General features: G+C 68.4%; 23 protein-coding genes. 8 read left to right on the top strand and 15 right to left on the bottom strand.

What is annotated here, in order from left to right; all coding sequences use genetic code 11:
• Positions 1-22: 22 nt before the first annotated feature.
• On the bottom strand, positions 23-3,892 hold the full coding sequence (locus AC5L3X_RS24485; RefSeq protein WP_494859861.1) for a replicative DNA helicase: 3,870 nt from the start codon (positions 3,890-3,892) through the stop codon (positions 23-25).
• A gap of 281 nt (positions 3,893-4,173) precedes the next feature.
• Between AC5L3X_RS24485 and AC5L3X_RS24480 the strand changes: the two genes are divergently transcribed.
• Together AC5L3X_RS24480 and AC5L3X_RS24475 are read left to right on the top strand one after the other, a co-directional pair.
• Positions 4,174-5,475 (top strand): MATE family efflux transporter, encoded by a 1,302-nt coding sequence (locus AC5L3X_RS24480; RefSeq protein WP_494859859.1) that lies wholly within the window; start codon positions 4,174-4,176, stop codon positions 5,473-5,475.
• A 68-nt stretch (positions 5,476-5,543) separates the two neighbouring features.
• Positions 5,544-7,016, top strand: a complete 1,473-nt coding sequence (locus AC5L3X_RS24475; protein WP_189122380.1) for an APC family permease — start codon at positions 5,544-5,546, stop codon at positions 7,014-7,016.
• Here AC5L3X_RS24475 and AC5L3X_RS24470 read toward each other — a convergent pair.
• From AC5L3X_RS24470 to rpsF, 7 genes are all read right to left on the bottom strand, one after another.
• A complete protein-coding gene (locus tag AC5L3X_RS24470; RefSeq protein ID WP_494859858.1) occupies positions 7,013-7,756 on the bottom strand; it encodes an amino acid ABC transporter ATP-binding protein in 744 nt (247 codons plus the stop codon). The genes AC5L3X_RS24475 and AC5L3X_RS24470 overlap by 4 nt on opposite strands.
• Positions 7,753-8,601 carry an amino acid ABC transporter permease gene (locus tag AC5L3X_RS24465; protein WP_494859857.1) on the bottom strand — a complete coding sequence of 283 codons (849 nt, stop codon included), beginning with the start codon at positions 8,599-8,601 and terminating at the stop codon, positions 7,753-7,755. The genes AC5L3X_RS24470 and AC5L3X_RS24465 overlap by 4 nt, the downstream gene beginning before the upstream one ends.
• 28 nt (positions 8,602-8,629) lie before the next feature.
• Complete coding sequence (locus AC5L3X_RS24460) at positions 8,630-9,511, bottom strand: ABC transporter substrate-binding protein (RefSeq protein WP_494859856.1); 882 nt, start codon at positions 9,509-9,511, stop codon at positions 8,630-8,632.
• A 178-nt stretch (positions 9,512-9,689) separates the two neighbouring features.
• Positions 9,690-10,136, bottom strand: a complete 447-nt coding sequence (rplI, locus tag AC5L3X_RS24455; protein WP_189122384.1) for a 50S ribosomal protein L9 — start codon at positions 10,134-10,136, stop codon at positions 9,690-9,692.
• Between the two features lie 14 nt (positions 10,137-10,150).
• Positions 10,151-10,387 carry a 30S ribosomal protein S18 gene (gene rpsR / locus AC5L3X_RS24450; RefSeq protein WP_020543048.1) on the bottom strand — a complete coding sequence of 79 codons (237 nt, stop codon included), beginning with the start codon at positions 10,385-10,387 and terminating at the stop codon, positions 10,151-10,153.
• A 62-nt stretch (positions 10,388-10,449) separates the two neighbouring features.
• Positions 10,450-11,016, bottom strand: coding sequence for a single-stranded DNA-binding protein (locus AC5L3X_RS24445; protein ID WP_189122385.1), 567 nt, complete (start codon positions 11,014-11,016; stop codon positions 10,450-10,452).
• A gap of 90 nt (positions 11,017-11,106) precedes the next feature.
• Complete coding sequence (gene rpsF, locus AC5L3X_RS24440) at positions 11,107-11,397, bottom strand: 30S ribosomal protein S6 (RefSeq protein ID WP_189122386.1); 291 nt, start codon at positions 11,395-11,397, stop codon at positions 11,107-11,109.
• A 192-nt stretch (positions 11,398-11,589) separates the two neighbouring features.
• Between rpsF and AC5L3X_RS24435 the strand changes: the two genes are divergently transcribed.
• A complete protein-coding gene (locus AC5L3X_RS24435; protein ID WP_225262084.1) occupies positions 11,590-11,904 on the top strand; it encodes a hypothetical protein in 315 nt (104 codons plus the stop codon).
• 85 nt (positions 11,905-11,989) lie between these two features.
• On the opposite strand, the gene AC5L3X_RS24430 is transcribed toward AC5L3X_RS24435, so the two are convergent.
• The gene (locus AC5L3X_RS24430; RefSeq protein WP_225262086.1) at positions 11,990-12,136 is read right to left on the bottom strand and encodes a hypothetical protein; all 147 of its coding nucleotides are present in this window, start codon (positions 12,134-12,136) and stop codon (positions 11,990-11,992) included.
• 120 nt (positions 12,137-12,256) lie between these two features.
• Here AC5L3X_RS24430 and AC5L3X_RS24425 point away from each other — a divergent pair, with 120 nt between their 5' ends.
• Positions 12,257-13,000, top strand: a complete 744-nt coding sequence (locus AC5L3X_RS24425) for a deoxyribonuclease IV (RefSeq protein WP_494859853.1) — start codon at positions 12,257-12,259, stop codon at positions 12,998-13,000.
• A 77-nt stretch (positions 13,001-13,077) separates the two neighbouring features.
• On the opposite strand, the gene AC5L3X_RS24420 is transcribed toward AC5L3X_RS24425, so the two are convergent.
• The 4 genes from AC5L3X_RS24420 to AC5L3X_RS24405 all read right to left on the bottom strand — a co-directional run bounded on the left by AC5L3X_RS24420 (position 13,078) and on the right by AC5L3X_RS24405 (position 18,703).
• Positions 13,078-14,142 (bottom strand): mannosyltransferase family protein, encoded by a 1,065-nt coding sequence (locus AC5L3X_RS24420; RefSeq protein WP_494859851.1) that lies wholly within the window; start codon positions 14,140-14,142, stop codon positions 13,078-13,080.
• The gene (locus AC5L3X_RS24415) at positions 14,139-15,557 is read right to left on the bottom strand and encodes a glycosyltransferase family 87 protein (RefSeq protein ID WP_494859849.1); all 1,419 of its coding nucleotides are present in this window, start codon (positions 15,555-15,557) and stop codon (positions 14,139-14,141) included. Before AC5L3X_RS24415 ends, AC5L3X_RS24420 begins: the two co-directional genes overlap by 4 nt.
• Positions 15,554-18,085, bottom strand: a complete 2,532-nt coding sequence (locus tag AC5L3X_RS24410; protein ID WP_494859848.1) for a transglycosylase domain-containing protein — start codon at positions 18,083-18,085, stop codon at positions 15,554-15,556. The genes AC5L3X_RS24415 and AC5L3X_RS24410 overlap by 4 nt, the downstream gene beginning before the upstream one ends.
• Positions 18,086-18,316: 231 nt before the next feature.
• A complete protein-coding gene (locus tag AC5L3X_RS24405) occupies positions 18,317-18,703 on the bottom strand; it encodes a DUF5318 family protein (protein ID WP_189122391.1) in 387 nt (128 codons plus the stop codon).
• Positions 18,704-18,837: 134 nt separating this feature from the next.
• On the opposite strand from AC5L3X_RS24405, the gene AC5L3X_RS24400 reads away from it, so the two are divergent.
• Together AC5L3X_RS24400 and AC5L3X_RS24395 are read left to right on the top strand one after the other, a co-directional pair.
• On the top strand, positions 18,838-19,422 hold the full coding sequence (locus tag AC5L3X_RS24400; RefSeq protein ID WP_494859846.1) for a PadR family transcriptional regulator: 585 nt from the start codon (positions 18,838-18,840) through the stop codon (positions 19,420-19,422).
• Between the two features lie 13 nt (positions 19,423-19,435).
• Positions 19,436-20,515, top strand: a complete 1,080-nt coding sequence (locus tag AC5L3X_RS24395; protein ID WP_189122393.1) for an inositol-3-phosphate synthase — start codon at positions 19,436-19,438, stop codon at positions 20,513-20,515.
• A 58-nt stretch (positions 20,516-20,573) separates the two neighbouring features.
• On the opposite strand, the gene idi is transcribed toward AC5L3X_RS24395, so the two are convergent.
• Positions 20,574-21,173: an isopentenyl-diphosphate Delta-isomerase gene (gene idi / locus AC5L3X_RS24390; RefSeq protein WP_494859845.1), complete on the bottom strand. Its 600-nt coding sequence runs from the start codon at positions 21,171-21,173 to the stop codon at positions 20,574-20,576.
• Positions 21,174-21,278: 105 nt separating this feature from the next.
• Between idi and AC5L3X_RS24385 the strand changes: the two genes are divergently transcribed.
• Positions 21,279-22,565 (top strand): MFS transporter, encoded by a 1,287-nt coding sequence (locus AC5L3X_RS24385; protein WP_494859843.1) that lies wholly within the window; start codon positions 21,279-21,281, stop codon positions 22,563-22,565.
• 12 nt (positions 22,566-22,577) lie between these two features.
• Here AC5L3X_RS24385 and AC5L3X_RS24380 read toward each other — a convergent pair whose 3' ends face one another.
• The gene (locus AC5L3X_RS24380) at positions 22,578-23,987 is read right to left on the bottom strand and encodes a CCA tRNA nucleotidyltransferase (RefSeq protein WP_494859841.1); all 1,410 of its coding nucleotides are present in this window, start codon (positions 23,985-23,987) and stop codon (positions 22,578-22,580) included.
• Between AC5L3X_RS24380 and AC5L3X_RS24375 the strand changes: the two genes are divergently transcribed.
• The gene (locus AC5L3X_RS24375) at positions 23,881-24,654 is read left to right on the top strand and encodes an aminoacyl-tRNA deacylase (protein ID WP_494859839.1); all 774 of its coding nucleotides are present in this window, start codon (positions 23,881-23,883) and stop codon (positions 24,652-24,654) included. The two genes, AC5L3X_RS24380 and AC5L3X_RS24375, sit on opposite strands and share 107 nt — an antisense overlap.
• Positions 24,655-24,685: the final 31 nt, after the last annotated feature.

Here is a 24,685-nt window from a genome sequence, read left to right as displayed (position 1 = left end):
GAGTCGCGGAAGCCGGGCGAGGTCAGTGCTGGGCCATGTCCACGAAGCGGCTGTAGTGGCCTTGGAAAGCCACCGTGACGGTCGCCGTGGGGCCGTTGCGGTGCTTGGCCACGATCAGGTCGGCCTCACCGGCCCTGGGCGACTCTCGCTCGTAGGCGTCTTCGCGGTGCAGCAGGATGACCATGTCGGCATCCTGCTCGATGCTGTTGTGGACCGAGATCCCGTTCGCCACGAAGTTGTGGGTGCCGAGGACGGTGGCGTCGTAGACCGGCTCCTCGCCCAGGCTTTCGATGGAGGCGATCTCGTCCCAGAACACGTCGTTCACCGCCAACATCTCCAGGCCGGAATCGTTGAGAATCGCGGCCACCCTGGCCAGCCGTTCCCGGCTCGGCGCGTGCTTCCACAGGGTGCTGCCGCAGAACTGGGTATCCAGCTCTGCGGCGAACTGCCGGTGAGTCATGCGCTGTTCTGTCAGGAGGTCTCGAACACGACCCCATACCTCTAGGGGAATGGTGTCATTGTTGGTGTTGATCACGCGGTGTTCCAGTTCGGCGGCGCACCGCTCGGCCTGCTTGGATCGCCCTCCGTGGACCCCGACATCCCACAGGAAACGGAGCTGGTTTTCCGCGCCGTAGATGTGCAGTTGGAAGCAGGGGCTGTGGTCGCCCTTGCGGGTCTCCTTCACCCGTGTGGCGATGCCGTGCCGCAGGAGAAGTTGCGAAACATCGTCCACGAGGCGGCGGCTTGTCGAGGCGTAGTAGATACGAGCCTGGCCGACCTTCTCGTCCCACCAGACGCATCCATCAGTTGCCCACAGATGCCGCAGGAACAGCGCGGTCTGGTCTTCGGGCAGGGAGAACAAGCCGCCGGGAAGGAACTTCTCGTGGCTGCGAAGCCCGAACAGCCCGAGCCCGTCGAGCCATGCGGCGATCGGGTTCCGCTTGCCATGGGTGAGCCGATAGGGAGCGGGCAGTCGCAGAGTAGTGACGCGAGCGGCGGAGTAGTCATCCCGGATCGCGGTGATGCCGAAGTGCTGTGCCGCTTCGGCCACCGTCTTCAGGCACGCCTCGTCCTTGCTCGCGTAGCGGATCGGCTGCCTCTTGACGAATGAGCCATCTCCGATCATGTGCCCGAGGAGAATGATCTCTTTGTCGGGCCACGCCTTCGTGTTTTGCGGAGCGGGTATGCGCCGGGGGACGGCCAAGCGCTCGCCGGGGGAAAGCTTCCCCAGCGGGAGCCAGCCTTCGTAGGTCAGGAAGGGGTGATTCGCGGTCGCTTTGATCTCCCTGCCGGACTTGAGCTTGAGCCGGAAAACTTCCTTCACCCCGCTGGGGAAGACGTGTGTCATGGTCCGCTGGACCAGCCGGAGCCCGTCGTCGAGCGACCACACCGGAACGTCACGCGCCCCGGACTCCAGCAGGTCACCCAGCGACACCTCCGCGCCGGTGTCGGCCCGAAGAACCCGAGTGTCTGCAGTCAAACAGCCCGACTCCCTCAGGTCGGACACCTGTGGGCGTTTATCGGTGCGTTGTTCGGGGCCTCGGTTGAGCTGGGAGATCGCGATGACCGGCACCTCGAGCTCCTTGGCCAGCAGCTTGATGGCTCGGGAGATCTCGGACACTTCGTTCTGGCGGCTCTCGGTCTTCTTCGGCGAGCTCATCAGCTGGAGGTAGTCGATGATCACGAACCGCAGGTCGTTGCGCTGCTTGAGGCGCCGGCACTTGGCCCGGATCTCCATCATCGACATGTTGGGCGAGTCGTCGATGAACAGCGGCGCCTCGGCGACCTCGCTCATCCGGCGCGCCAGCCTCGTCCAGTCGTCGTCGCCCATCATCCCGGAGCGCATGGCGTGCAGCGCGACCCGCGCCTCGGCCGACAGCAGACGCATGGTGATCTCGTTGCGTGACATTTCCAGCGAGAAGATGACGGTGGTCATCCCATGCTTGATGGCCGCAGACCGGGCGAAATCCAGACCAAGGGTGGAGTTGTGGGTGGGGATCCACGTCCGGCCCGCCAGGTACATATGATCGGCGTTGTCCACCTCGACGCACCGCACCGGCACTGAAGGCGCCGGCCGGACGTCCACGATGTTCCGGTAGGTCGCCTTCGGGTGGGCGTTGGTCTTGACGCGGGCGTTCTTCCGCTCCAGCCGGAAGACCTTGTCGGACGGGGTGAACGTGATCGTATAGCTGGTCGAGCTGGCCTCGCTGCGCCCCGCCACCCGCTTGGACGTGCGGTTCGCTTTGTAGCCGAGGCTCAGGATCAGCTCCCAGGCGTCCTCTGCCAGGCGCCGGTTGGTGACGGCGAACTGCACCGTCCCGGAGGTGTTGACGTGGCCGTCGGTGTCCAGGAGACCGGCCAGGAGCGCCCTGCGCTGTTCTTCGGACGCGCGCAGGTACTCGCCCGGGATGTGCTTGTTGTTCAGCACGCCCAGCTTCCTGAGCCGCGCCCCCATGGTGCCGTGGTCGTTGTGGCAGCCCTGGCAAAGACGCGTCCCGCTGGACGGGCCGCCGCAGTCAGGACACCGGGGCGGCTGAGACGGCCCGTGGACGGACCCTCTCGACTTGCAGCCGCACACCCTGCCGCAGGTGCGCACCTGCGAGGTTTGGGGCATGAACGGCTTGTCGCACACGATGCACTGTCGCTCCGCGATCGGCTCGGGCTCGGGCAGCAGCATCGCGTATAGCAGTCCGCCACGGTGCTCCACTCGGAGCCCTTCGGCGGCCACATGATCGGCGATCTCCGGATCTGCGGTGGTGAACCGCCCACTGGCGGAGTTGCCGTCACCCAGCCAGATGCCCAGCGCGTACGGCGGGATCAGCAGGTCCTGGTCGGGTAGTTGCAGCGGCCGGGCGTTGACGACCGTGTGATTGAGCCGCTTTTCGGCGGTGTCGCACCGCAGCGTGGCGGCGATCTCTTCCGTCGTGCGCACCTGCGCGAACGTCCGCTGATTCTTGTGCCGGTTGTAGCCGGTCGCCGCCGACTGAGCCGACTTGCGGGACGCGCGCGTGTCGGTGAGCCACTGATGCTGAGCATCAGCGACGATCACCGTGCCGTCGCTGAACTCCACCTCATAGCAGGGCCGGCCGTGCATGACGTCGGTGGCCGCGACGACGCGGGTGGGCTTGCCGTCGGCGCCGATCAGGTAGTGGCCCGGCTGCACCTCGCCCATGGTGGTCCAGCCCGTCGGCGTGGGCAGGGGGGTGTCGAGGGCGAGAGCCTTCCCGATGGCGGGGCGGGCGGCGACGACGATCATCTGGCCCGGGTGGAGGCCGTTGGTGAGCTGGTCGAGGTCCTGGAAGCCGGTGGGGACGCCGACCATCTGGCCGCCGCGGCTGCCGATGGCCTCGAGCTCGTCGAGGGCGCCCGGCATGATGTCGGCCAGCGGGGCGTAGTCCTCGGAGGTGCGGCGCTCGGTGACCTTGTAGATCTCGGCCTGGGCCCGGTCGACGAGGTCGTCGACCTCTTCGTTCTGGCCGCCGTAGCCGAAGGAGACGATGCGGGTGCCGGCCTCGATGAGACGGCGGAGGATGGCCTGCTCACGGACGATCTTGGCGTAGTAGCCGGCGTTGGCGGCGGTGGGGACGACCGCCGTCAGGGTGTGCAGGTAGGCGGCGCCGCCGACCCTGGCCATCTCGCCGCGTTTCTGCAGCTCGTCGAAGACGGTGACCGCGTCGGCCGGCTCGCCCCTGCCGTAGAGGTCGGTGATGACGTCGTAGACCATCTGGTGGGCGGGGCGGTAGAAGTCGTCGGCCCGCACGATCTCGACGACGTCGGCGATCGCGTCCTTGGACAGCAGCATGCCGCCGAGGACCGACTGCTCCGCCTCGATGTTGCTGGGCGGTGTGCGCTCGAAACCAGGGCCTGCGCCCACTTCTTCGTCAATGCTCACCGCGCCCCCTCAACACCGTGCGGCGGTCGCACCACCCCCACTTGTAGTCGACCGGGGTGACAGTTTCGCCGGTTCGGGGGCCGAGGGCAACGCAGCCTGTGGACAACCCTGTGGTCAAGCTGTGCACTACTGCGCCTAGCTTGTGAAAGCACTGTGGATGAACCTGGGGATAACTCTGAAGCTTATCCACTAGACCATCTTTGACCTGCGGAAACGTTATCCACCGGCTGTGGAGGAAAGAAAGTTGGCCCGTCATGTCCGGTAATGGGCATAATAGCGAAATGCCCATTACACGCCGGGATCGGGAGATCCTGCGACTGGCCGTGCCCGCCTTCGGCGCGCTGGTCGCCGAGCCGTTGTTCCTGCTCGCCGACTACGCCATCGTGGGCCACGGCCTCGGCACCTCGGCGGTGGGGGCGCTGGGCGTGGCCGGCACGATCCTGGCGACGATGGTCAACCTCTGCGTCTTCCTCGCCTACGGTACGACGGCGTCCGTGGCGCGGCAGACCGGGGCGGGCAACCACGAGCGGGCCATGCGCAGCGGCCTGGACGGCATCTGGCTGGCGCTGGCCATCGGCGTCGCGCTCGTCGCCGTCGGCTGGCCGCTCGCCCCGGCCATCGTCGACCTGTTCGGGGCCGGCGCCGAACAGGCCGAGCAGGCCGTGACGTACCTGCGCATCAGCCTGATCGGCGCGCCGTCCCTGCTGGTCGTGCTGGCGGGCACCGGCGTGCTGCGCGGACTGCAGGACACGGTGACGCCACTGGCCGTCGCGGGGGGGTCGTTCGCGCTCAACGCGGCGCTGAACGCGTGGTTCGTGCTCGGGCTGCACTGGGGCATCGCCGGGTCGGCCTGGGGGACCGTGCTCGCCCAGACACTGGGAGCGGCCGTCTACCTGGTCGTGGTGGTCAGGGGCGCCCGAAGGCTGGGCACCTCGCTCCGGCCCAGCCTGATCGGCGTCAGGCAGGCGGGCACGGCCGGGTTCGCCCTGCTCATCCGCACCGTGTGCCTGCGCGTCGTGCTGGTCGTGGCGACCGTGCTGGCCACCAGGATGGGCCAGGCCGAGCTGGCCGCGTACGCCATCGCCACCCAGGTGTGGACCCTGCTCGCCTTCGCACTGGACGCGATCGCCATCGCCGGCCAGGCCATCACCGGCCGCACGCTCGGAGCGGGCGACCCGGCGGCGACCCGGGAGGCGACCCGGCGCATGGTGTGGTGGGGCGTCTGGTCGGGAGTGGTGCTCGGCGTGCTGGTCCTGGTGGCCAGGCCGGTGCTGCCCGGCCTGTTCGACGCCGACCCGCAGGTCGCCGAGCAGTTGCTGGCCGTCCTCTGGCCGGTGGCACTGTTCCAGCCGATCTGCGGCGTGGTGTTCGTGCTCGACGGGGTGCTGATCGGCGCCGGAGACCAGCGCTACCTCGCGTGGGCCGGCGTGTGGACGACGGCGGCGTATCTGCCGGCCGCCCTCTTCGCGGCGGATTTCGGCATCGTTGCTCTTTGGTGCGCGCTCGGGGTGTGGATGATCGCACGTCTGATCACGCTGGGCCGCCGGGCCACGGGCACTGCCTGGCTGGTAACCGGGGCGTAACCGTCCTGTGCTTGCTGTTGCACATGGGGTGAGGCACTGTGGGCGAGCTACACGAGCGGGGTGTGCTTTTGTCCACTATCTTCCGACGTCTTCCGCCCAGCGAGGCGACCGGGCTGCGCACCGGCGCCCGCCACAGCCTGGCCGAACTTTACCGCCCGGCCGACCTCGTCGTGCTCGGGCTCGGCGTGATGATCGGCGCCGGCATCTTCAGCATCGCGGGCCGGCAGGCCGCGACCACCGCCGGCCCCGGAGTGGTCCTGTCCTTCATGATCGCGGGCATCGCGTGCCTGCTCGCCTGCCTGTGCTACGCCGAGCTGTCGTCCACGATGCCGACGTCCGGCAGCGCCTACACGTTCACCTACGTCATCTTCGGCGAGGTGTGGGCGTGGGTCATCGGCTGCGCGCTGATCCTGGAGCTGCAGCTGGCCGCGGCCGTGGTGGCCAAGGCCTGGGCCGAGCTCGCGATCGGCGCCATCACCAACTTCGGCATCCGCCTGCCCCAGCACGATCTGGTGGCCAGCCTGCTGGTGCTGCTGATCCTGGGGCTGCTCACCGCCGTCGTGGCGCTGAGCGCGCGGATCGGGCTGCGAGCGCTGTGGGTGATGGTGACGGCCAAGCTGCTCGCCATCGGCGCCGTCATCGTCGTGGGCGCGTTACACGTCGAGGCGGCCAACTTCGGTGACCTGTACGTCGATCCCCAGCCGCTGACGACGCCGTCCACGACCGTGCTCAGCCTGTTCGTGGGCCAGGGCCAGGCGTTCGGCTGGTTCGGCATCTTCGCGGCCGCCCCCGCCATCGCGTTCGCGTACGTGGGCTTCGACATCGTCGCCACCGCCGCCGAGGAGACCGTCAACGCGCCGCAGGCGGTGCCGAAGGGCATGATCCGCAGCCTGGTCATCGCCACGATCATCTACATCGCCGTGGCCGTGGTCATGGTGGGCATGGTGCCGTACACGAGCATCTCGCTGGACGCGCCGCTGTCGGGGGCGTTCCGGGTGGCCGGGGTCGACTGGATGGTGCACATCATCGACATCGGCGCGGTGCTGGGCCTGACCACGGTGATCCTGGTCATGATCGTGGGGCAGACCCGGGTGCTGTTCTCGATGGCCCGCGACGGCCTGATCCCGCGTGGGCTGGCCACGATCAGCCGCAAGTACCACACGCCCTCGCGGGTGACCCTGCTGATCGGGCTGGTGGCGATCCTGCTGGCAGAGTTCGTGCCCGTGTTCACGCTGCAGCAGCTCGTGGTCATGGGGACGCTGTTCGCGTTCCTGTTCGTGGCGGCGGGCGTGATCGTGATGCGGCGCCGGATGCCGCATCTGGAGCGCGGCTTCCGGGTGCCGCTGTCACCGCTGCTGCCCGCTCTGTCGCTGTTCGCGACCCTCTGGCTGATGGTCAACCTGGAGGTGCTCACCTGGCTGTGGTTCGGCCTGTGGATGGCCTTCGGCCTGATCGCCTACCTCGTGTACGGGCGTACGCACAGCCTGCTGGCACCGCAGCGCGAGCCGGTGGCCTCGGGGCGGGGCCGGCACCGGCGTTAGGACCGGCCGGCTTCGAGCACGCTGCGCAGGAACTTTCTGGTGCGGGCATGGTCGGGATCGCCGAAGATCTTCTCCGGGGGCCCCTTCTCCAGCAGGACGCCGCCGTCGAGGAAGCACACGGTGTCGGAGACGTCGCGGCACAGGCCCATCTCATGGGTCGTCAGGATCATCGTCATGCCCGACTGCTTGAGCTCCCTGATGACGCCCAGCACCTCGACGACGAGCTCGGGGTCGAGCGCGGAGGTGACCTCGTCGAGCAGCATCAACCTGGGCCGGGTGGCCAGTGCCCGGATGATGGCCACCCGCTGCTGCTGGCCGCCGGAGAGCTGGTCGGGGTAGGCGCGAGCCTTCTCGGCCAGCCCGAACTTGGCCAGCAGGTCATGTGCCTCCTCCTCGGCCCGGTCCCTGGCGACCCGGTGCACCTGGCGGGGGGCCAGCGTGACGTTGTCGAGCACGGTCATGTGCGGGAAGAGGTTGAACGCCTGGAACACGATGCCGATCCGCTTGCGCACGTCGTCGACGTCGGCCCGTGGGTCGGTGATCTCGTCGCCGTCGAGCAGGATGGCGCCGTCGTCTACGGTCTCCAGCAGGTTGACACAACGCAGCAGCGTGGACTTGCCCGAGCCGGAGGAGCCGATCAGGCTGACCACCTCGTGCGGACTCACCTCCAGGTCGACGCCGCGCAGCACGGGGCGGCCGTGGAAGCTCTTCCACACGCCCTCGACGGTCAGCAGACTCATGCGCCGCGCCTCCTTCGGGTGCGCTCGGCGAGGTGGTCGGTGAACCTGGCCATGGGGATCGTCAGCAGCACGAACAGCAGCGCCGCCACCAGGTAGGAGGTGTAGTTGAACTTGCCGGAGGCGTAGATCTGCGCCTGCCGCAGCGCCTCCGGCAGCCCGAGGGTGGCGACGAGCGCGGTGTCCTTCTGCAGCGAGACGAAGTCGTTGAGCAGGGGTGGCCCGACCCGGCGGACGGCCTGGGGCAGCACCACGAACCGCATGGCCTTGCCGTGGCTCAGCCCGAGGGAGCGGGCCGCCGCGAGCTGGCTGGGATGGACGGAGTCGATGCCCGCCCGGAGGACCTCGGCCACGTACGCGCCGTAGGAGAGCGTCAGCGCGATGACGCCGAGCGTGACCAGGTCGTTCGGGATGCCCTGTAGCTTCAGGGCGGGCAGCCCGAACCCGACGAGAAAGATCACCAGCAGCGTCGGCACCCCGCGGAAGACGTCGGTGTAGAGCGTCGCCAGTGCCCGGATCGGGAAGAACGCCGGAGTCCTGATCCCTCTGGCCAGCGCCACGAGCAGGCCGACGACGAGGATGAGCGGCTCGGCGATCAGGAAGATCTTGATGTTCAGCAGGAAGCCGTCGAGCACGTCGGGCAGTGCCTCGACGAACGCGTCGGCGCTGAAGAACGACGCCTGAACGCGGGGCCAGCCGGGTGAGTTGGTGACGATCCACACGACCAGCGCGAGGAACACGATCGTGGAGGCCGTGGCGATGGACGCCGAGCGGCGGGCCCGCGACCTGCGGACCCGCTCGCGCTCCTGCTGGCGTTCGCTTTTGACCCAGACCGGGTCGGTGGTCATGTCACTCACCAGGCGGCGGAGGGACGGGTCACGTCAGCTCCGGCGCGCCCGCCGCCGAGCCGAGCCACTCCTGCTCGATCTTGGCCAGCTCGCCCTTGGACTTGAGGGCGTCGACCGCCTTGTCCACGCAGGACTTGAGCGGGCTGCCCTTCTCCATGACCACGCCGAACTCCTCGGGAGCGTCGCCCGTGGAGCTGAACTGGCCCACGATCTTGGACTTCTCCACCTGGGCGGCCGTGACGTAGAACGCGGTCGGCAGGTCGACGACCAGCGCCTCGACCTGGTCGTTCTTGAGCGCGGTGATGGCGTCGATCTGATCGTTGTAGACGTTGGGGTCGTCAGCGGGCTTGATCACGTTGCGGACGGCGTCGAGCGAGGTGGTGCCGACCTGGACCCCGATCTTGGCGTCCTTGAGCTCGGCCAGGCTCTTCGCGCCGGCGAACTTGCTGCCGTCGATCGCCACGATCGCCTGCTTGACCGTGTAGTAGCCGTTGCTGAAGTCGACCACCTTGGCGCGGTCAGGGGTGATCGAGACCTGGTTGATGTCGAAGTCGAACTGCTTGGCGCCCGGAGCGAAGGCCGAGTCGAACTTGACCGTGCTCCACTGCACCTCGTCGCGGTCGAAGCCGAGCTCTCCCGCCAGGGCGAACGCCACCGCGCTCTCGAAGCCCTGGCCGTTGCTCGGGTCGTCGTCCTTGAACCACGGCTCGTAGGCGGGCTTGTCGGTGGCGATGGTGAGCTTGCCCGCGTTGACGAGCTTGAGCTGGTCCTTGGTGCAGGCGGTGGCGGCGCCGGTGGAGTCGGCCGGAGCGGCCGTGCTCGCCGTGCTCGCCGGCTCGTCGGCGGGCGCGCACGCGACGACCGCTGCCGCCAGCGCGCCGATCGCGAGCAGCATCGAGGGACGGACCATGGCTGGCCTCCAGGGGAAGAACGCGGGGAGAACGAGGATGATTGTACGCTGCGGCGATATCGACATACCGCCCTACCTGCGGTCATGCCGGACACCGCACCCATGTCACCCCAAGCCCCCACAAAAGCAACGGCCCCCTCCCTGAGATGAGGGAGAGGACCGGGCTGGCGCCGGAGTGTCAGCCGGCGACGACCTCGACGTCGACGGACGCCGAGACCTCGGGGTGCAGCTTGACGCTGACCTTGTGGGAGCCGACGCTCTTGATCGGGTTGACGATCTCGATGCGACGGCGGTCGAGGATCGGGCCACCGGCGGCCTTGACGGCGTCGGCGATGTCGCCCGTGGTGATCGAGCCGAACAGGCGGCCGGAGTCGCCCGCGCGGGTCGTCAGCCGGACGCGCAGGGCGCCGAGCTGGCCCGCGACCTCCTTGGCGGTGCCGAGGTCACGGATCTCGCGAGCGTCACGAGCCTTCTTGATGGACTCGATCTGCTTCTCCGCGCCACGGGTCCAGCGCATGGCGTAGCCCCGCGGGATGAGGTAGTTGCGGCCGTAGCCGTCCTTGACCTCGACGACGTCACCAGGGGTGCCGAGGCCGGAGACCTCGTTGGTGAGGATGAGCTTCATATCGACAGGCCTCCTTAGCGCGCGGTGCTCGTGTAGGGCAGCAGAGCCACCTCACGGGCGTTCTTGATCGCGGTCGCCACGTCGCGCTGGTGCTGGGTGCAGTTGCCCGTCACCCGGCGCGCACGGATCTTGCCGCGGTCGGAGATGAACTTCCGCAGCAGCGCCGTGTCCTTGTAGTCGACGTAGGAGATCTTGTCGTGGCAGAACAGGCAAACCTTCTTCTTGGGCTTGCGCAGTGCCGGCTTGGCCATCGTGGTGCTCCTTTCAGAGCCCCGCCGTCAGGGCGGGAATGGTCTCGGACTGGTGAATGGATCTAGAAAGGCGGTTCGTCGCTGAAGTCGTTGCCGCCGCCGAAGCCGCCCGACTGCTGGCCGCCACCCTGGCCACCGCCCTGGTAGCCGCCGCCGCCACCGCCACCGAAACCGCCGCCACCCTGCGGCGGAGCGGGACTGGCGGAGGCCCACGGGTCGTCGGCGGGGCCGCCGCCGAAGCCGCCACCGCCGCCCCCCTGACGGGTGGTGCGGTTGACCTTGGCGGTCGCGTTGCGCAGGGACGGGCCGACCTCGTCGACCTCGACCTCGTAGACCGTGCGCTTCTCGCCTTCCTTGGTCTCGTAAGACCTCTGCTTGAGCCGCCCCTGCACGATGACCCTCATGCCACGCTGGAGGCTCTCGGCGGCGTTCTCGGCCGCCTGCCGCCACACGTTGCAGGTCAGGAAGAGGCTCTCGCCGTCCTTCCACTCGTTGGTCTGGCGATCCATGAACCGCGGAGTGGACGCGATGCGGAATCGAGCCACCGCTTGACCCGTCGGGGTGAAGCGCAGCTCCGGGTCGTCGACAAGGTTGCCGACGATAGTGATTACGGTGTCGCCTGCTGCCATGGCTAGCGCTCGCCTTCCTGCACGCCTTCGCTTTCGGGTTACGGCTCAGAGTACGGCTGCCGCCCGACAAAAAGCCGGGCAACGAGCTGCTTAGTGCACGTCGGGGCGGAGCACCTTGGTGCGCAGAATGCCCTCGTTGAGGTTCATCTGGCGGTCGAGCTCCTTGACCGTCGCGGGCTCCGCGGACATGTCGATGACGGCGTAGATGCCCTCAGACTTCTTGTCAATGTCGTAGGCGAGACGCCGACGGCCCCAGACGTCGACCTTCTCCACAGTGCCACCGTCGTTGCGGACCACGGTGAGGAACTGGTCGAGGGACGGCGCGACAGTGCGCTCATCGAGCGAAGGGTCCAGGATGACCATTACTTCGTAACGACGCATGCGGGACTCCAACCTCCTCTGGACTCTTGCGGTCACGACACTCTGCCGTGACAGGAGGACGCTGACGTGTTGACCCGGGCGCCCCTTTCGACGCCCGGCCGTGACGGGTCACCCATCACAACGCAGCCTGCCCAGGTTACCAGCCACTCCTGGGTGGGAAGGCATAGGGCAAACCCATGGGGGGTGATAGCCGTGCCGCACATCCTGCAACCATCATCGGAGAGCGACCGGTTCAAGCTCACACTCAACAGCGACGGCCGGGCCCATCCGGTCGAGAACACTCTCGCGGTGACCACGCTCGTGTGCGGGGTCGTGGCCTTGGTCGCGGCGCTGGTCATGTCCAGCCACGTGATCGCTTCGTGGGTCGGCACGTTCGGGTTCGGGACGGGCTTCTACTCGCAGTACGTCTCGGCGACCACGGCGCAGCGGTCCCTCAACATCATCGGCCTGGTCGCGTCGTTCGTCGGCCTCGCGCTCGGCATCGCCCGCGGCGGTTATCTGCCATGAGGAGACGGCCCCGGCTTTCCGGGGCCGTCGTCGTACGGCGTCCATGACGAACTGTCCTTATATATAGGTCATCCGCATATCTGGGTCATCCGCCGATGTGCAGGTCCACGCCGAGCAGGACCAGGAACCAGAGGAAGATCGCCAGCAGAGCCTCCGCGACGTCCCTGAGGATGCCGGGCGTGATGTAGTCGTACACCCAGGCCACGTAGATGCCGATCACGACCCAGATCAAGATGATTAACGAACGCCAGCGCCAGCGGGCCATATCGTTCTCCTCGCGTAGGGGGTGCACCGCAACTGCCCCGCCGCAGGTCGATCAAACGGGAGAGCCGTTCCGGATAGGCTCGGTGGCATGGTGCGCATCGGAGCTCACGTCTCTCAGGACGATCCCGCGGCCCACGCCGCCGAAGTAGGGGCGGAGGTGGTGCAGTTCTTCCTCGGCGACCCGCAGGGCTACGACAAGCCCGTGCTCCCGGCCAAGCCGGTGGAGGGCGTCGACGTCTACATCCACGCCCCCTATCTGATCAACGTGGCCACGACCAACAACCGGATCCGCATTCCCAGCCGCAAGCTGCTCGCCCAGCACCTGGAGGCGGCCGCCGGCCTCGGCGCCAAGGGCCTGATCGTGCACGGGGGCCACGTCAACAAGAGCGACGACCCGCAGGTCGGCTTCGACAACTGGCGCAAGGTGTTCGAGCGGCTGGAGTGCCCGATCCCCGTGCTGATCGAGAACACCGCGGGCGGCGGCAACGCGATGGCCCGCAAGCTGGAGCGCATCGCCCGGCTCTGGGACGCGCTCGACGGGTTCGACGTGGGCTTCTGCCTCGACACCTGCCACGCCCACGCGGGCGGCGAGGAGCTGGTCGGCCTGGTCGACCGGGTCAAGGCCATCACCGGGCGGATCGATCTGGTGCACTGCAACGACTCGCGCGACGCCTTCGACTCGGGCGCCGACCGTCACGCCAACCTGGGCGCCGGCTCCATCGACCCGGAGCTGATCCTCGCGGTGTGCCGGGCGGCCGGAGCGCCGATCGTCGTCGAGACGCCGGCCGAGGGCCAGGCCGAGGACATCGCCTTCCTGCGGAAGAACCTCTAGGAAAGATTCTCCAGGGAATACACACAGCCTGTGGATAACTTCCCTGGATTACCGTGCCCACAAAGTGGGTACGAAGATCATCCTGCCCAGGCGCCGGTCATGAACCGGACCGTGTTCAGCACCATGAGCGGTCCCGACACCATGGCGTACACCACGATCACCCACGGCCTCCTGGCGGCCAGCCGCGCCATCGCCAGCCAGAGCGGAAACCACAGCAACAGCGAGCGCGGGATCGACAGGTAGAACGCCGAGGTCATCAGCGCGCCCGCCTGGAGCCCGGTGTAGACCAGTTCGCTCCACCGGCGCGCGACCGCCAGCCAGACGAGCACCGCGACGGACAGCACGGCCCCGGCGATCTCCATCCGGAAGGCCACCGCGAAGTCGTCCGTGCCCATGGCCGCGTTCCAGGTGGTGGTCCACGACTCCCACGGCCAGACCATCTGCCGGCCCCAGCCGTCCTCCTGGGCGTGCTTCCAGGCCAGCCAGTCTCCCGAACGGGAGTAGTGGAAGGCGGAGTAGGCCACCAGCGGCAGGAACGGCACCAGCAGCCAGGGCGCCCGGCGCACGCCGCCCTTGCCGGTGACGAACTCCACGACCAGGGCGACCGCCAGGAACAGGCCGGTGATGCGGACGCAGGAGGCGCCCGCGGCGAGGGCGGCGGCGAGCGGCCAGCGGCCCTGGCGAGCGGCCAGCCAGGCGGGGATCGCGAACGCCAGGAACAGCGACTCGCTGTAGCCCACGGCCAGGAACACCGCGGTCGGGAACACCAGCAGCGCCAGCACCGCGATCCAGCCCGAGGCGCCCTCGTGCTCGGCCAGCCGGGCCAGCGCCATCACGGCCACCGCTCCGGCCACCAGCGAGACGATCATGCCGGCGGCCGTCCAGTCGGGCACGACGAGGTGGACCAGGCGCAGCACCATGGGTAACCCGGGGAAGAACGCGGGCAGTCCCGGGTCGGGCGGCCGGTCGGGGTCGCCGTCGTAGCCGTGCTGGGCGATCGTGATGAAGAGCCCGGCGTCCCACTGCCGCCACTTGCCCAGGTAATCGGCGAACGTGACGCCGAGCAGCGTCGCCGTGAGCAGCCCGGCCCGCGAGCTCAGCCAGAGCAGCAGCGCGTCGCGATCGGCGGAACGCGTGATCATCGAGGCGAGGCGGCCAGCGTGAACCGGTCGGGGGCATCGTCGAACACGCCACCCACCTGGTCGTCCACGTCGGCCTGCCGTACCACGTCCCTGTCCGGACGGAGGATGTCACGCACGACGAACGCCATCATGATCGCGATCGTGATGACGCGCCCCCAGACGGCAGTGAAGTAGGTGTCGTCGCCGATGCCCAGGTCGTCGCGGCTGACCGGCGGCTGGGAGAGCAGGTAGAGCCAGATCGCGAAGAAGTACCACACCTCGGCGAGCTGCCAGAGCGCGATCGGTTTCCAGTTGGGCCGGGCGAGCACCGCGAACGGCACCAGCCAGAGCACGAACTGCGGCGACCAGACCTTGTTCGTCATCATGAACGCGGCCAGCGCCAGGAAGCAGATCTGCGCCAGCCGGGGCCTGCGCGGCGCGGCCAGCGTGAGGATCGCGATGCCCAGGCAGAGAATGGCCAGCGAGACCGTGCCCAGCACGCTGACGTCGGCCTCGCCGAGAACGGGCCAGCCCTTGTGCTGGAAGTACAGCCAGGGCGAGCCCCAGTCGACGCCGCGCTCCTGCGAGAACACGTAGAACCTGCGCCAGCCGTCCCAGGCCAGCACCATGAACGGCACGTTGACCACGAGCCAGGTGCCCACGGTCGCGGCCATCGTGACGAGGAACGGTCGCCAGCGCGCGGTCCGCAGCGTCAGCAGGAAGAGCGCCCCGACGAACATCAGCGGGTAGAACTTCGTCGCGATCGCCAGGCCGAGCAGCACGCCGGCCAGCACCTGCCGCTTGCGCGCCCAGGCCAGCAGCATGCCCATCGACAGCGCGCCCGCGACCAGGTCCCAGTTGATGTAGGCGGCCAGGATCACCGAGGGCGCGAGCGCGTACCACAGGGCGTCCCAGCGCCGGGCGCGTCCGGCCACCACGGCCATCAGCACGACGCCGGCCACCAGGGAGATCCCGAGGAAGATGACGGTGATGTCGTAGAACCGGACCGCCTGGGCGACATGGTCGGGCTCCAGCCGGCGTACCAGCCAGCTGAACGCCTGCATGACCTCGCCGAGCACCACCGGATACTCGACGTGCTTGTCGAACGGCACGTCGGCGAAGTAAGGGTTCTCCGTCGCCAGCTGCCGGTCGAAGTAGAGCGGATAGATGTCGGTGTAGCAGAAGTTCGTGTAGGTCGAGACCTGGTCGTTCCAGCCGCCGGTCCGGCACGGTAGCCGGACGATGTAGGCGAGCGTCGCCCCCAGGATCCCGAACAGCGCCAGGGGGAGGTACGGGAGTGCCGGCGTGACGAAGGCGCGCACCCGATCAAGGGCGCGCGTGACGAGGGGGCGCGCCCGCTCCAGGGCGGTGGTCAGCCCTGGAGGCAGGCGCGAGGCGAGCCGCTCGCTCAGCGGCGGACGCTCCTCCGTCTTCACTGGTTCTCGCGTCTGACGGGCATCGGTCCCGGCCGCGCGGGCATCGAGCCCTGCCCCTGCCCGATGATGGTGGGCTCGTCCTGCGGCACGCCGTCGTTCTGGTTGGGGTCGATCGAGACGATCTGGTCGTCGTCGCAGAGACCTATCTCGCCGCAGACCTCGTCGGGATCCTGTTCGGGGAACGGGTCCTTGGTGGCCGTGGGCGTGGGGACGGGCTTGGGCGCGAGGTTCTCGGCGATGCCGGTGTCGGCCCGCGGCGGGAACTGCTCGACCTTCTGCCCCTTCATGGCCTCGGTCATGAAGGACTTCCAGATCGCCGCCGGGTAGGTGGCACCCTGGAAACCGCTGCCCAGCGGCACCTCGTACGGCTTGCTGTACGGGTTCTGGGCGTTGTACTTCTTGCTCTTGCCCCTCGTCACCGGGCAGTTGTCGTGGACCGGCTGGACGACCCGGCCGGCCTTGGTCCGGCACTCCTGGCGGAACATGCCGACGGCGGTCGACAGCTGCGGGGTGAAGCCGACGAACCAGGCTTCCTTGTTCTCGTTGTTCGTCCCGGTCTTGCCGGCCACCGGACGGTCGTACAGCGCGGCGTTACGGCCGGTGCCCTGCTTGACCACGGCCTCCAGCGCGGTGACGGCGTCGGCCGCGGCGTCCTCCGAGATGACCCTGACCGGCGTCTTCTTCTCGTTGAACACGACCTGGTTCTTCTTGTCGCGCACCTGGATGACGACGTGACTGGGGTAGTGCTTGCCGCCGTTGGCGAAGATCGAGTAGCCGCCCGCCTGCTCGACGGCCGTCACCTGGCTACTGCCGATGGTGATCAGGTAGTGGTGACGGGACTCGGCGTCCTTCAGCCGGCCCTCGTTGAGCCCGGCCTTGGAGGCGATGTCGATGACCTTGTCCAGCCCGACCTTCTCCCCCATCTTCGCGTAGGCGGTGTTGACCGACTGGGCCGTGGCGGAGACGACGTCGACGGCCGACGCCTTCATCGCGTGGTCGTTGTTGATGTCGGTGGTGCCGGGCAGCTTGACCGGGCCCTTGGTCGGCACGTAGCTGTTCAGGCTGTAGCCGGCGTCGAGCCAGGCGGCGAGCACGTACGGCTTGAACGCGGAGGCCGCCTGCTTCTGCGAGAGGAAGGCGTCGTTCCACTGGTCCTTCTCGTAGTCGTCGCCGCCGTAGAAGGCGCGGACCCGGCCGTTGGTCGGGTCGACGGCCGCGAGCGTCGCGTTGATCTCGCCGGGCAGACCCGCGGTGTGCTTGTTCACCGCGTTCTTGGCGGCCTGCATGAGCTCCTTGTTGAACGTCGAGTAGATCTTGTATCCACCCTTCTCGACGTCCTCCCTGCTGATCCCGCGGGCCTTCAGCTCGTTGAGCACCGCCTCGACCTCGTAGCCGGCCAGGCCCTTGAAGTAGTCCTTCGTCTTGTACGTGATCCGCTTGGGCGACTTCGGCGACTTGGCCGGCAGCGCGCCGTAGGCGGTGGGGTCGAGCAGGGCCATCTGCTTGATCACGTAGTTGTAGCGGAACTCGGTGTCGCCCATCTTGCCGGCCAGCTCGGCGCGGTCGAAGGCGTCGGGGTTCTGGATGCGGCCGGCCAGGTAGGCGCCCTGCTCGGGCGTCAGCTTCTCGACCTTCTTGCCGAAGAAGGCGTCGGCCGCCGCGCCGATGCCGTAGGCGCCCCGGCCGAAGTAGATCGTGTTGAGGTACTGCTCGAGGATCTTCTCCTTGCTGAGCTGCTTGTTCAGCTTGACCGCGACGAAGATCTCCTTGAGCTTTCGCTGCACGGACCGCTCCTGGGAGAGGCCGTCGTAGTAGTTGCGGGCCATCTGCTGGGTGATGGTCGAGGCGCCCTGCACCTGCTGGCCGGAGGCGGTGCTCCAGAGCGAGCGCATCATGCCGGAGAACGAGATGCCGGCGTCGTCACGGAACGAGCTGTTCTCGGCGGCGATGACGGCGTCCTGGACCGCGCGCGGCACCTGGTCGTAGGTCACCGGGACGCGCTTGACGCCGAGCCGGGCCAGCACCTTCTTGTTCTCGTCGTAGATGACGCTGCCCTGGTCGTCGACGCCCTCCTGGACCTGGTCCTGCGTGGGCACCGGCATGTTGGCGTAGGCCACGGCGATCATGCCGAAGAGGCCGGCGGCGAGCACCGCGAAGCCGGCCATGACGATCTTCCAGTTGGGGATGAACCTGCGCCAGCGGGGCTTGTCTCCCTCGGGCTTACCCGGTCCGGCCGGCCCCTGAGGGCCGCTGCCCCCGCCACCGCCGCGACCTCGCGCTCGGCGCGGGCCGTCGCTGACCATGGTCTCCTGGTTGGCCCGGCCGCGCGTCTCGGTCTCTCCGCGCGACGCCTGCCCGCGCGGGCCGGGGGTGCGCGGGGCGACCTCGCGGGGCGCATGCTGGGGCGATTGGTGGGGTGCCTGCTGGGGCGCCGGCTCGCGCCTGCCCGGCTGGTGCGGGCCCGGATTGTAAGGTTCCGGCGTGCGCGGCCCAGGACGCGGTCCCGGCTCGTACGGCTGCGCCGACATCGTACCGGTCTGCTCGTAGGCGGCTTCCGGACGGCGTGGAGGTTCGGCGGCGCCCCAGCCGGAGTCGCCGGTTTGCGGCGTGGACCCCTGGGGAACGGAACGGGATGAGTTGGAGCGACGGCGCCTCCCCGGGCGGCCCGTCCCCTCGTTCATGCTGTTACTCACACGTCCTCGCATCGTCGTCGGATAGCACGGCGGATGGGCGTGAGACACCTCGCCGCCCTCGGTCTTCTACGGCTTGCCGACGAGGTCCGGCGGCCCGTTGCCGAGGACGAACGAGACCGTCAGGTGGTTCCAGGAACAACCTTGGCAGACCTCGACGACGTACACCCGGAACTCGTCGTAATCATGGGCCATCTCCACGAGTTCTGACATGACCTTTGCCTGACCGGCAAGTCGTCCCAGGGAATCCCCATAGACATAGGTCACGTTGGTGACGTTCTCCCTCTCGCACACCGGGCAGAGGCGTTCGGTCGGTTCGCCTAAGTGGCGCGCCGTACGGAGGAGGTAGGGCTGTGCGTCACAGACGTCCACGGGCGACGAGCGCCCGGCACGCACGGAGCGGACCACCGCCTTCTTCGCAAGGCCGTAATCCACCACCCTTCGCTGTGACCACATGAGCGCCAGACTACGGCTTTTTACCAATTCATCCCAACCACTTGGCAAAGTCGTTGATTGCGGCCATATAGCGATCCGACGTATCCTCGGGATGTATCGGCTCGATACATCGACGCGAGAGGGGGCGGATCAGCGTGGCCGGCGGACAGGGCAGAGTGCTCGAGTTGGCAGTCCTCGGGTCGCTCCACGAGACCCCCCTTCACGGCTACGAGCTGCGCAAACGACTCAACGCGCTGCTGGGCATGTTCCGCGCCTTCTCCTACGGATCGCTGTACCCATGTCTGCGATCGCTACTGGAGCAGGGCCTCATCGCCGAAGATCAGCCGGCTCCCGCCACCATCGTGGGAGGGCGATCGAAGATCGTCTACAAACTGACCGCCGAAGGCAAGGAACGCCTCCAGGATCTCCTCACCCAGGCCGGGCCCTCCGCCTGGGAGGACGAGAGCTTCGGTGTTCACTTCGCCTTCTTCCGGCACACGGAGGCCGAGGTGCGCCTGCGCATCCTCGAAGGCCGCCGCAGCCGGCTGGAGGAACGACTCGACAGCGTGCGCACGGCCCTGGCCCGCACGAGGGAGCGCCTCGACAGCTACACGCTCGAGCTGCAGCGTCACGGTCTCGAATCGGTCGAGCGCGAGGTGCGCTGGCTGAACGAGCTGATCGCGACAGAGAGACGGGCCTCGCAAGAGCCCGTGAGGGATACCACGTCAACTGATGAGTAAGGGAGCGAGTGCGATGGGTTCGGTTCGCGTGGCCATTGTCGGTGTCGGCAACTGCGCGGCGTCGCTGGTCCAGGGCGTTCACTATTACAAGGACGCCGACCCGGACATCCGGGTGCCGGGCCTGATGCACGTGAAGTTCGGCGACTACCACGTGGGCGACGTCGAGTTCGTCGCCGCCTTCGACGTGGACGCCAAGAAGGTCGGCCGCGACCTGTCCGAGGCGATCGTCGCCAGCGAGAACAACACCATCAAGATCACTGATGTGCCCCCGACGGGGGTGACCGTCCAGCGTGGCCATACCTTCGACGGGCTTGGCGAGTACTACTCGGAGATCATCGAGGAGTCCGACGAAGCGCCCGTCGACGTGGTGCGGGTGCTCCGCGACAACCGGGTCGACGTCCTGGTCTCCTACCTGCCGGTGGGGTCCGAGGAGGCCGACCGCTTCTACGCTCAGTGCGCCCTCGACGCCAAGGTGGCGTTCGTCAACGCGCTGCCGGTGTTCATCGCCTCCGACCCCGAGTGGGCCGAGAAGTTCACCGAGGCCGGCGTGCCGATCATCGGCGACGACATCAAGTCGCAGGTCGGCGCCACCATCACGCACCGCGTCCTGGCCAAGTTGTTCGAGGACCGCGGGGTCGAGCTGCTGCGCACCTACCAGCTCAACTTCGGCGGCAACATGGACTTCATGAACATGCTGGAGCGCAAGCGCCTCCAGTCCAAGAAGATCTCCAAGACGCAGTCGGTCACCTCGCAGATCCCGCACGAGATGGGCAAGGCCGACGTGCACATCGGCCCGTCCGACCACGTGCCGTGGCTCGACGACCGCAAGTGGGCCTACGTCCGCCTGGAGGGCCGCTCGTTCGGCGACACCCCGCTCAACCTGGAGTACAAGCTCGAGGTGTGGGACTCTCCCAACTCGGCCGGCATCATCATCGACGCGGTCCGCGCCGCCAAGATCGCCCTCGACCGGGGCATCGCCGGCCCGATCCTGAGCGCCTCCTCCTACTTCATGAAGTCTCCGCCGGTGCAGCACTCCGACGACGAGGCCCGTGACTACGTGGAGAAGTTCATCCGCGGCGAGGTCGAGCGCTGACCGCCGGCTCCACCGTCTCCACGCTCCCCCGGCGCCGCCTCCCGCGGCGCCGGACGCGTCACGGGGTCTCGCGGGCGGCGCGGGCTGCCGGAGGAAGGTCGTCGGCCGAGGCCCGTGGCCAGCGCAGGGGGTCGGGGCCGAGATCGGCCAACAGGGGGATCTGCTCCTTGCACCACGGCGAGATGGCGAGCAGGTCGCTCCGGACACCCGCCACGAACTCGGCCCAGGGCATCCAGAGGATCTCGCCCACCTCGTCGGGGTTGGGCGTGGCCGGGGTGCTGACCGTCACCCGGTAGACCGGGCACAGCTCGTGCTCGACGATGCCGTTGCCCATGACCGCGCGGTAGGCGAAGCCGGGAAGCATCAGGTCGACCCGCTCGACGGTCAGGCCGAGCTCGTAGGAGAGCCGGCGGCCGACCGCGTGCTCAAGGCTCTCGCCGGGCAGCGGATGGCCGCAGCAGCTGTTGGTCCAGACGCCTGGCCAGGTGAGCTTGTGGGCCGCCCGCCTGGTGAGCAGCACCCGGCCGTCGTGGTCGAAGACATAGCTGGAGAACGCGAGATGGAGCGGGGTCCGCTCGCCGTGCACCGCGGTCTTGGAGGCGGTGCCGATCGCGTGGCCCTGACCGTCGACCAGCACCACGAGTTCGTCAGTCGTCACGCTATGAAGCGTACGTGATCATGAGCGTGATCCGGACCCGATCGCGGACCTGCGGCGCCAACCTCTCACGCGCCACGGACCGAGGCACGGGGCTAGGCTGACTGGGTGTCCTTTGTCGCCGATCTACGCGTGGTCCTGAGAGGCCGAGACTTCCGGCGACTGTTCGGCACCCGTCTGGTGTCCCAGTTCTCCGACGGCATCTTTCAGTTCGCCGTCTTGGGGTTCGCCTTCTTCAGCCCCGAGAAGCAGACCACGGCCCTGGCGGTGGCGACGGGGCTGGCCGTGCTGCTGCTGCCCTACAGCATCCTCGGGCCGTTCGTCGGGGTGTTCATCGACCGCTGGTCGCGGCGGCAGATCCTGGTGCTCGCGCCGCTGGCGCGCGGTGTGCTGCTGATCGGCGCGGCCGTCCTGGTCGTGTCCGGCGTGCCCGATCCGGTGTTCTACATCGCGGCGCTGGGCGTCCTCGCCGTCAACCGGTTCTTCCTGGCCGCGCTCGGCGCCTCGCTGCCCCATGTGGTGCCGCCCGACCGGCTGATGGCGGCCAACGCGGTGACACCCACCTCGGGCACGGTGCTGACGTTCGTCGGCGCGGGAGTGGGGTTCCTGCTGCGCGAGGTGTTCGGTGGGGGCAACGCGGGCACCGCTCTGCTGCTCACCACCTCGGGTGTGGTGTTCGGGCTCAGCGCCCTGATCGCCCGTACGATGGACCGCTCGCTGCTGGGCCCGTCCTACGACCCCGACCGGCCACAGGCCCGCGAGGCGCTGCGCAACGTGCTGGTCGGTCTCGTCGACGGTGTCCGCCACCTGGGCCGCCACCGCGTCGCCGCGGCCACGATGGGCGCGATGGCCGCGCACCGGTTCCTCTTCGGCATGGCGACCGCGCTCGGCATCATCCTCTACCGCTACTACTTCACCGACGGCGACCCCGACGCGGCGCTGCGCGGGAGCGGCCTGGTGGTGGCCGCCGCCGGCGTCGGCTCCTTCTTCGCGGTGATCGTCACACCATGGGCGACCGAGCGGTTCACCATCGAGCGGTGGGTGCCCATCGCGCTGACCGCCGCGGGGGTGCTCACGGCGGCGCTGGTGCTGCCGTTCCAGACGTGGGGGCTGCCGGCGGCCGGGTTCGTGCTGGGCCTGGCCGGGCAGAGCGTGAAGATCTGCGCCGACACCACCGTGCAGCGCGACGTCGAGGACGCCTACCTGGGACGTGCCTTCTCCATCTACGACATGCTCTTCAACGGCATGTACGTGCTCGCGGCGGCGCTCGCGGCGGCGATCCTGCCGGCCAACGGCAAGTCCTACCTGGCGGTGGCGATCATCGCGATCGGCTACCCGGTGGTGGCCGCCGTCTACCGGATGGTCAGCTCTACCACCGAGCCCGCGTCACGCTGACGGTCCGGCCCGTCACGCCGGGCCGGTCGTGAGGCCCTTGTCGCGGGCCCATTCCAGCAGCGCCTCGGTGGCCGCCTCCGTGCCGATGACCCCTTTGTCCAGGCGGAGCTCCAGCAGGAACTTATACGCCTGCCCGACGACCGGCCCCGGCCCGACGCCGAGGACGCGCTGGATCTCGTTGCCGTCGAGCTCCGGTCGGATCTTGGCCAGCTCCTCCTCGTCGGCCAGCCGGGCGATGCGCTCCTCCAGTTGGTCGTAAGTGCGCGACAGAGTGGAAGCCTTGCGCTTGTTGCGGGTGGTGCAGTCGGCCCTGGTCAGCTTGTGCAGGCGGTCGAGCAGGTGGCCGGCGTCGCGGACGTAGCGGCGCACCGCGCTGTCGGTCCACTCTCCCGTGCCGTAGCCGTGGAAGCGCAGATGGAGCTCCACCAGCCGCGAGACGTCGGCCACGACGTCCTTGGGGAACCTGAGCTCGGTCATCCGCTTCTTGGTCAGCTGCGCCCCCACCACCTCGTGGTGGTGGAAGGAGACCCGCCCGCCCGCCTCGTGCCGCCGCGTCTTGGGCTTGCCGATGTCGTGCAGGAGCGCGGCCCAGCGCAGGATCCGGTCGGCCTTGCCGTCCTCCTCCTGGGCGATGGCCTGGTCGAGCACGGTCAGGGTGTGCTCGTAGACGTCCTTGTGGCGGTGGTGCTCGTCGATCTCCAGGCGGAGCCTGGGCAGCTCGGGCAGGACGTGCGCGGCCAGCCCGGTCTCCACCAGCAGGCGCAGCCCCTCGCGGGGGTTGCCGCCGCAGACCAGCTTGTCGAGCTCGTCGCGGATCCGCTCGGCGGAGACGATCTCGATGCGCTCGGCCATCGCGGTCATCGCCTCGACCGTGGCGGCGTCGACGGCGAAGCCCAGCTGTGAGGCGAACCGCGCCGCGCGCAGCATGCGCAGCGGGTCGTCCTCGAAGGACCGCTCGGGGGCGCCGGGGGTGCGCAGCAGCTTCGCCGACAGGTCGGTCAGCCCGCCGTAGGGGTCGACGAACTCGTGCGTGGGCAGCCGCACGGCCATCGCGTTGACGGCGAAGTCGCGCCGCTCCAGGTCGGCTTCGAGCGTCTCGCCGTACATCACCTCGGGCTTGCGCGACTTGGGGTCGTACGACTCGCTCCGGTAGGTGGTGATCTCGATCAGCCAGCCGCCCTTGCGGACGCCGACCGTGCCGAAGTCGATGCCGATGGTCCAGACGGAATCGGCCCAGTCCCTAACCAGCTCAAGGACCCGCTCAGGGCGGGCGTCGGTGGTCAGGTCGAGATCGTTGCCGACGCGGCCGAGCAGGATGTCGCGCACCGGGCCGCCGACAAGGGCCAGCTCATGGCCGTGCGCGGCGAACAGCCGGCCGAGCTCGTCGGCCACGGGGGCGATCTTGCGGAACAGGTCGTTCATGGCCCGCTGCTGGATTTCGGTCAGATTTGACTCGGACAAGCTGGGTAGGTCCTTCGATTCCGGAACATATCCCCCGGGCCACATCAGGTCCGGGTTACCGTCGGTCAGAGGACCGTCGGGGGCCAAGGAACGAAGGAGCGTGTTCATGAAGGACGCCCTCGCGATCCACCGCTGGCTCCTCGCACACCAGGTCCATCATGAGATCGTACGCCTTCCGCGTCCTATGACTCACGCGGACGAGCTACCTGAGATGATCTCCGCACCACCCGAAAGGTGCGTGGCCGTCACGGTGTTCGAGGTCGCCACCAGAGTGCGAAACGAGGTCGTCGCCGTCGTCTCCACGGTGGCCGCGCCGCCCCGGCCCGGAGTGCTCGGCCGGCTGCTGGGCGCCCGCAACGTGCGGCCGGCGCCCGCCTTCCTGGTCAACTCCGCCACCGACTACGCGGCCGGGCTCGTCAGCCCGTTGCTGCTGCCCGACGAGCTGCCGGTGCTGATCGACGAACGTCTCCGGCCGGACAGGGATCCGATCTTCACCGCCACCGGCGAACGCCACACCGCCATCTCCCTGCGTGCCCTTGACCTGCTGAGTCTCCTGTCCGGCAAGAGCGTCGACCTGGCAGTCGCACGCCCCAGGGGATCACGTGTGGCGGTCGCGTCGCGGCACTGAACCCGTACCATTGCGGGCGTGCGTCGTACTT

The organism is Nonomuraea sp. CX421 (assembly GCF_059358955.1).
Note: the sequence above shows the minus strand (reverse complement) of the source record. Positions and strands in the feature narration are given on the sequence as shown.

Bases quoted from the DNA above. Each gene is read 5' to 3' on its own strand.
- AC5L3X_RS24425 (WP_494859853.1), top strand. From the start codon at position 12,257: ATGGTGCGCATCGGAGCTCACGTCTCTCAGGACGATCCCGCGGCCCAC.
- AC5L3X_RS24465 (WP_494859857.1), bottom strand. From the start codon at position 8,601: ATGACCACCGACCCGGTCTGGGTCAAAAGCGAACGCCAGCAGGAGCGC.
- AC5L3X_RS24380 (WP_494859841.1), bottom strand. From the start codon at position 23,987: ATGAACGACCTGTTCCGCAAGATCGCCCCCGTGGCCGACGAGCTCGGC.
- rpsF (WP_189122386.1), bottom strand. From the start codon at position 11,397: ATGCGTCGTTACGAAGTAATGGTCATCCTGGACCCTTCGCTCGATGAG.
- AC5L3X_RS24375 (WP_494859839.1), top strand. From the start codon at position 23,881: ATGTCGCGCACCGGGCCGCCGACAAGGGCCAGCTCATGGCCGTGCGCG.
- AC5L3X_RS24460 (WP_494859856.1), bottom strand. From the start codon at position 9,511: ATGGTCCGTCCCTCGATGCTGCTCGCGATCGGCGCGCTGGCGGCAGCG.
- rplI (WP_189122384.1), bottom strand. From the start codon at position 10,136: ATGAAGCTCATCCTCACCAACGAGGTCTCCGGCCTCGGCACCCCTGGT.
- AC5L3X_RS24470 (WP_494859858.1), bottom strand. From the start codon at position 7,756: ATGAGTCTGCTGACCGTCGAGGGCGTGTGGAAGAGCTTCCACGGCCGC.
- AC5L3X_RS24410 (WP_494859848.1), bottom strand. From the start codon at position 18,085: ATGTCGGCGCAGCCGTACGAGCCGGGACCGCGTCCTGGGCCGCGCACG.
- AC5L3X_RS24405 (WP_189122391.1), bottom strand. From the start codon at position 18,703: ATGTGGTCACAGCGAAGGGTGGTGGATTACGGCCTTGCGAAGAAGGCG.
- AC5L3X_RS24395 (WP_189122393.1), top strand. From the start codon at position 19,436: ATGGGTTCGGTTCGCGTGGCCATTGTCGGTGTCGGCAACTGCGCGGCG.
- rpsR (WP_020543048.1), bottom strand. From the start codon at position 10,387: ATGGCCAAGCCGGCACTGCGCAAGCCCAAGAAGAAGGTTTGCCTGTTC.
- AC5L3X_RS24480 (WP_494859859.1), top strand. From the start codon at position 4,174: ATGCCCATTACACGCCGGGATCGGGAGATCCTGCGACTGGCCGTGCCC.
- AC5L3X_RS24445 (WP_189122385.1), bottom strand. From the start codon at position 11,016: ATGGCAGCAGGCGACACCGTAATCACTATCGTCGGCAACCTTGTCGAC.
- AC5L3X_RS24420 (WP_494859851.1), bottom strand. From the start codon at position 14,142: ATGATCACGCGTTCCGCCGATCGCGACGCGCTGCTGCTCTGGCTGAGC.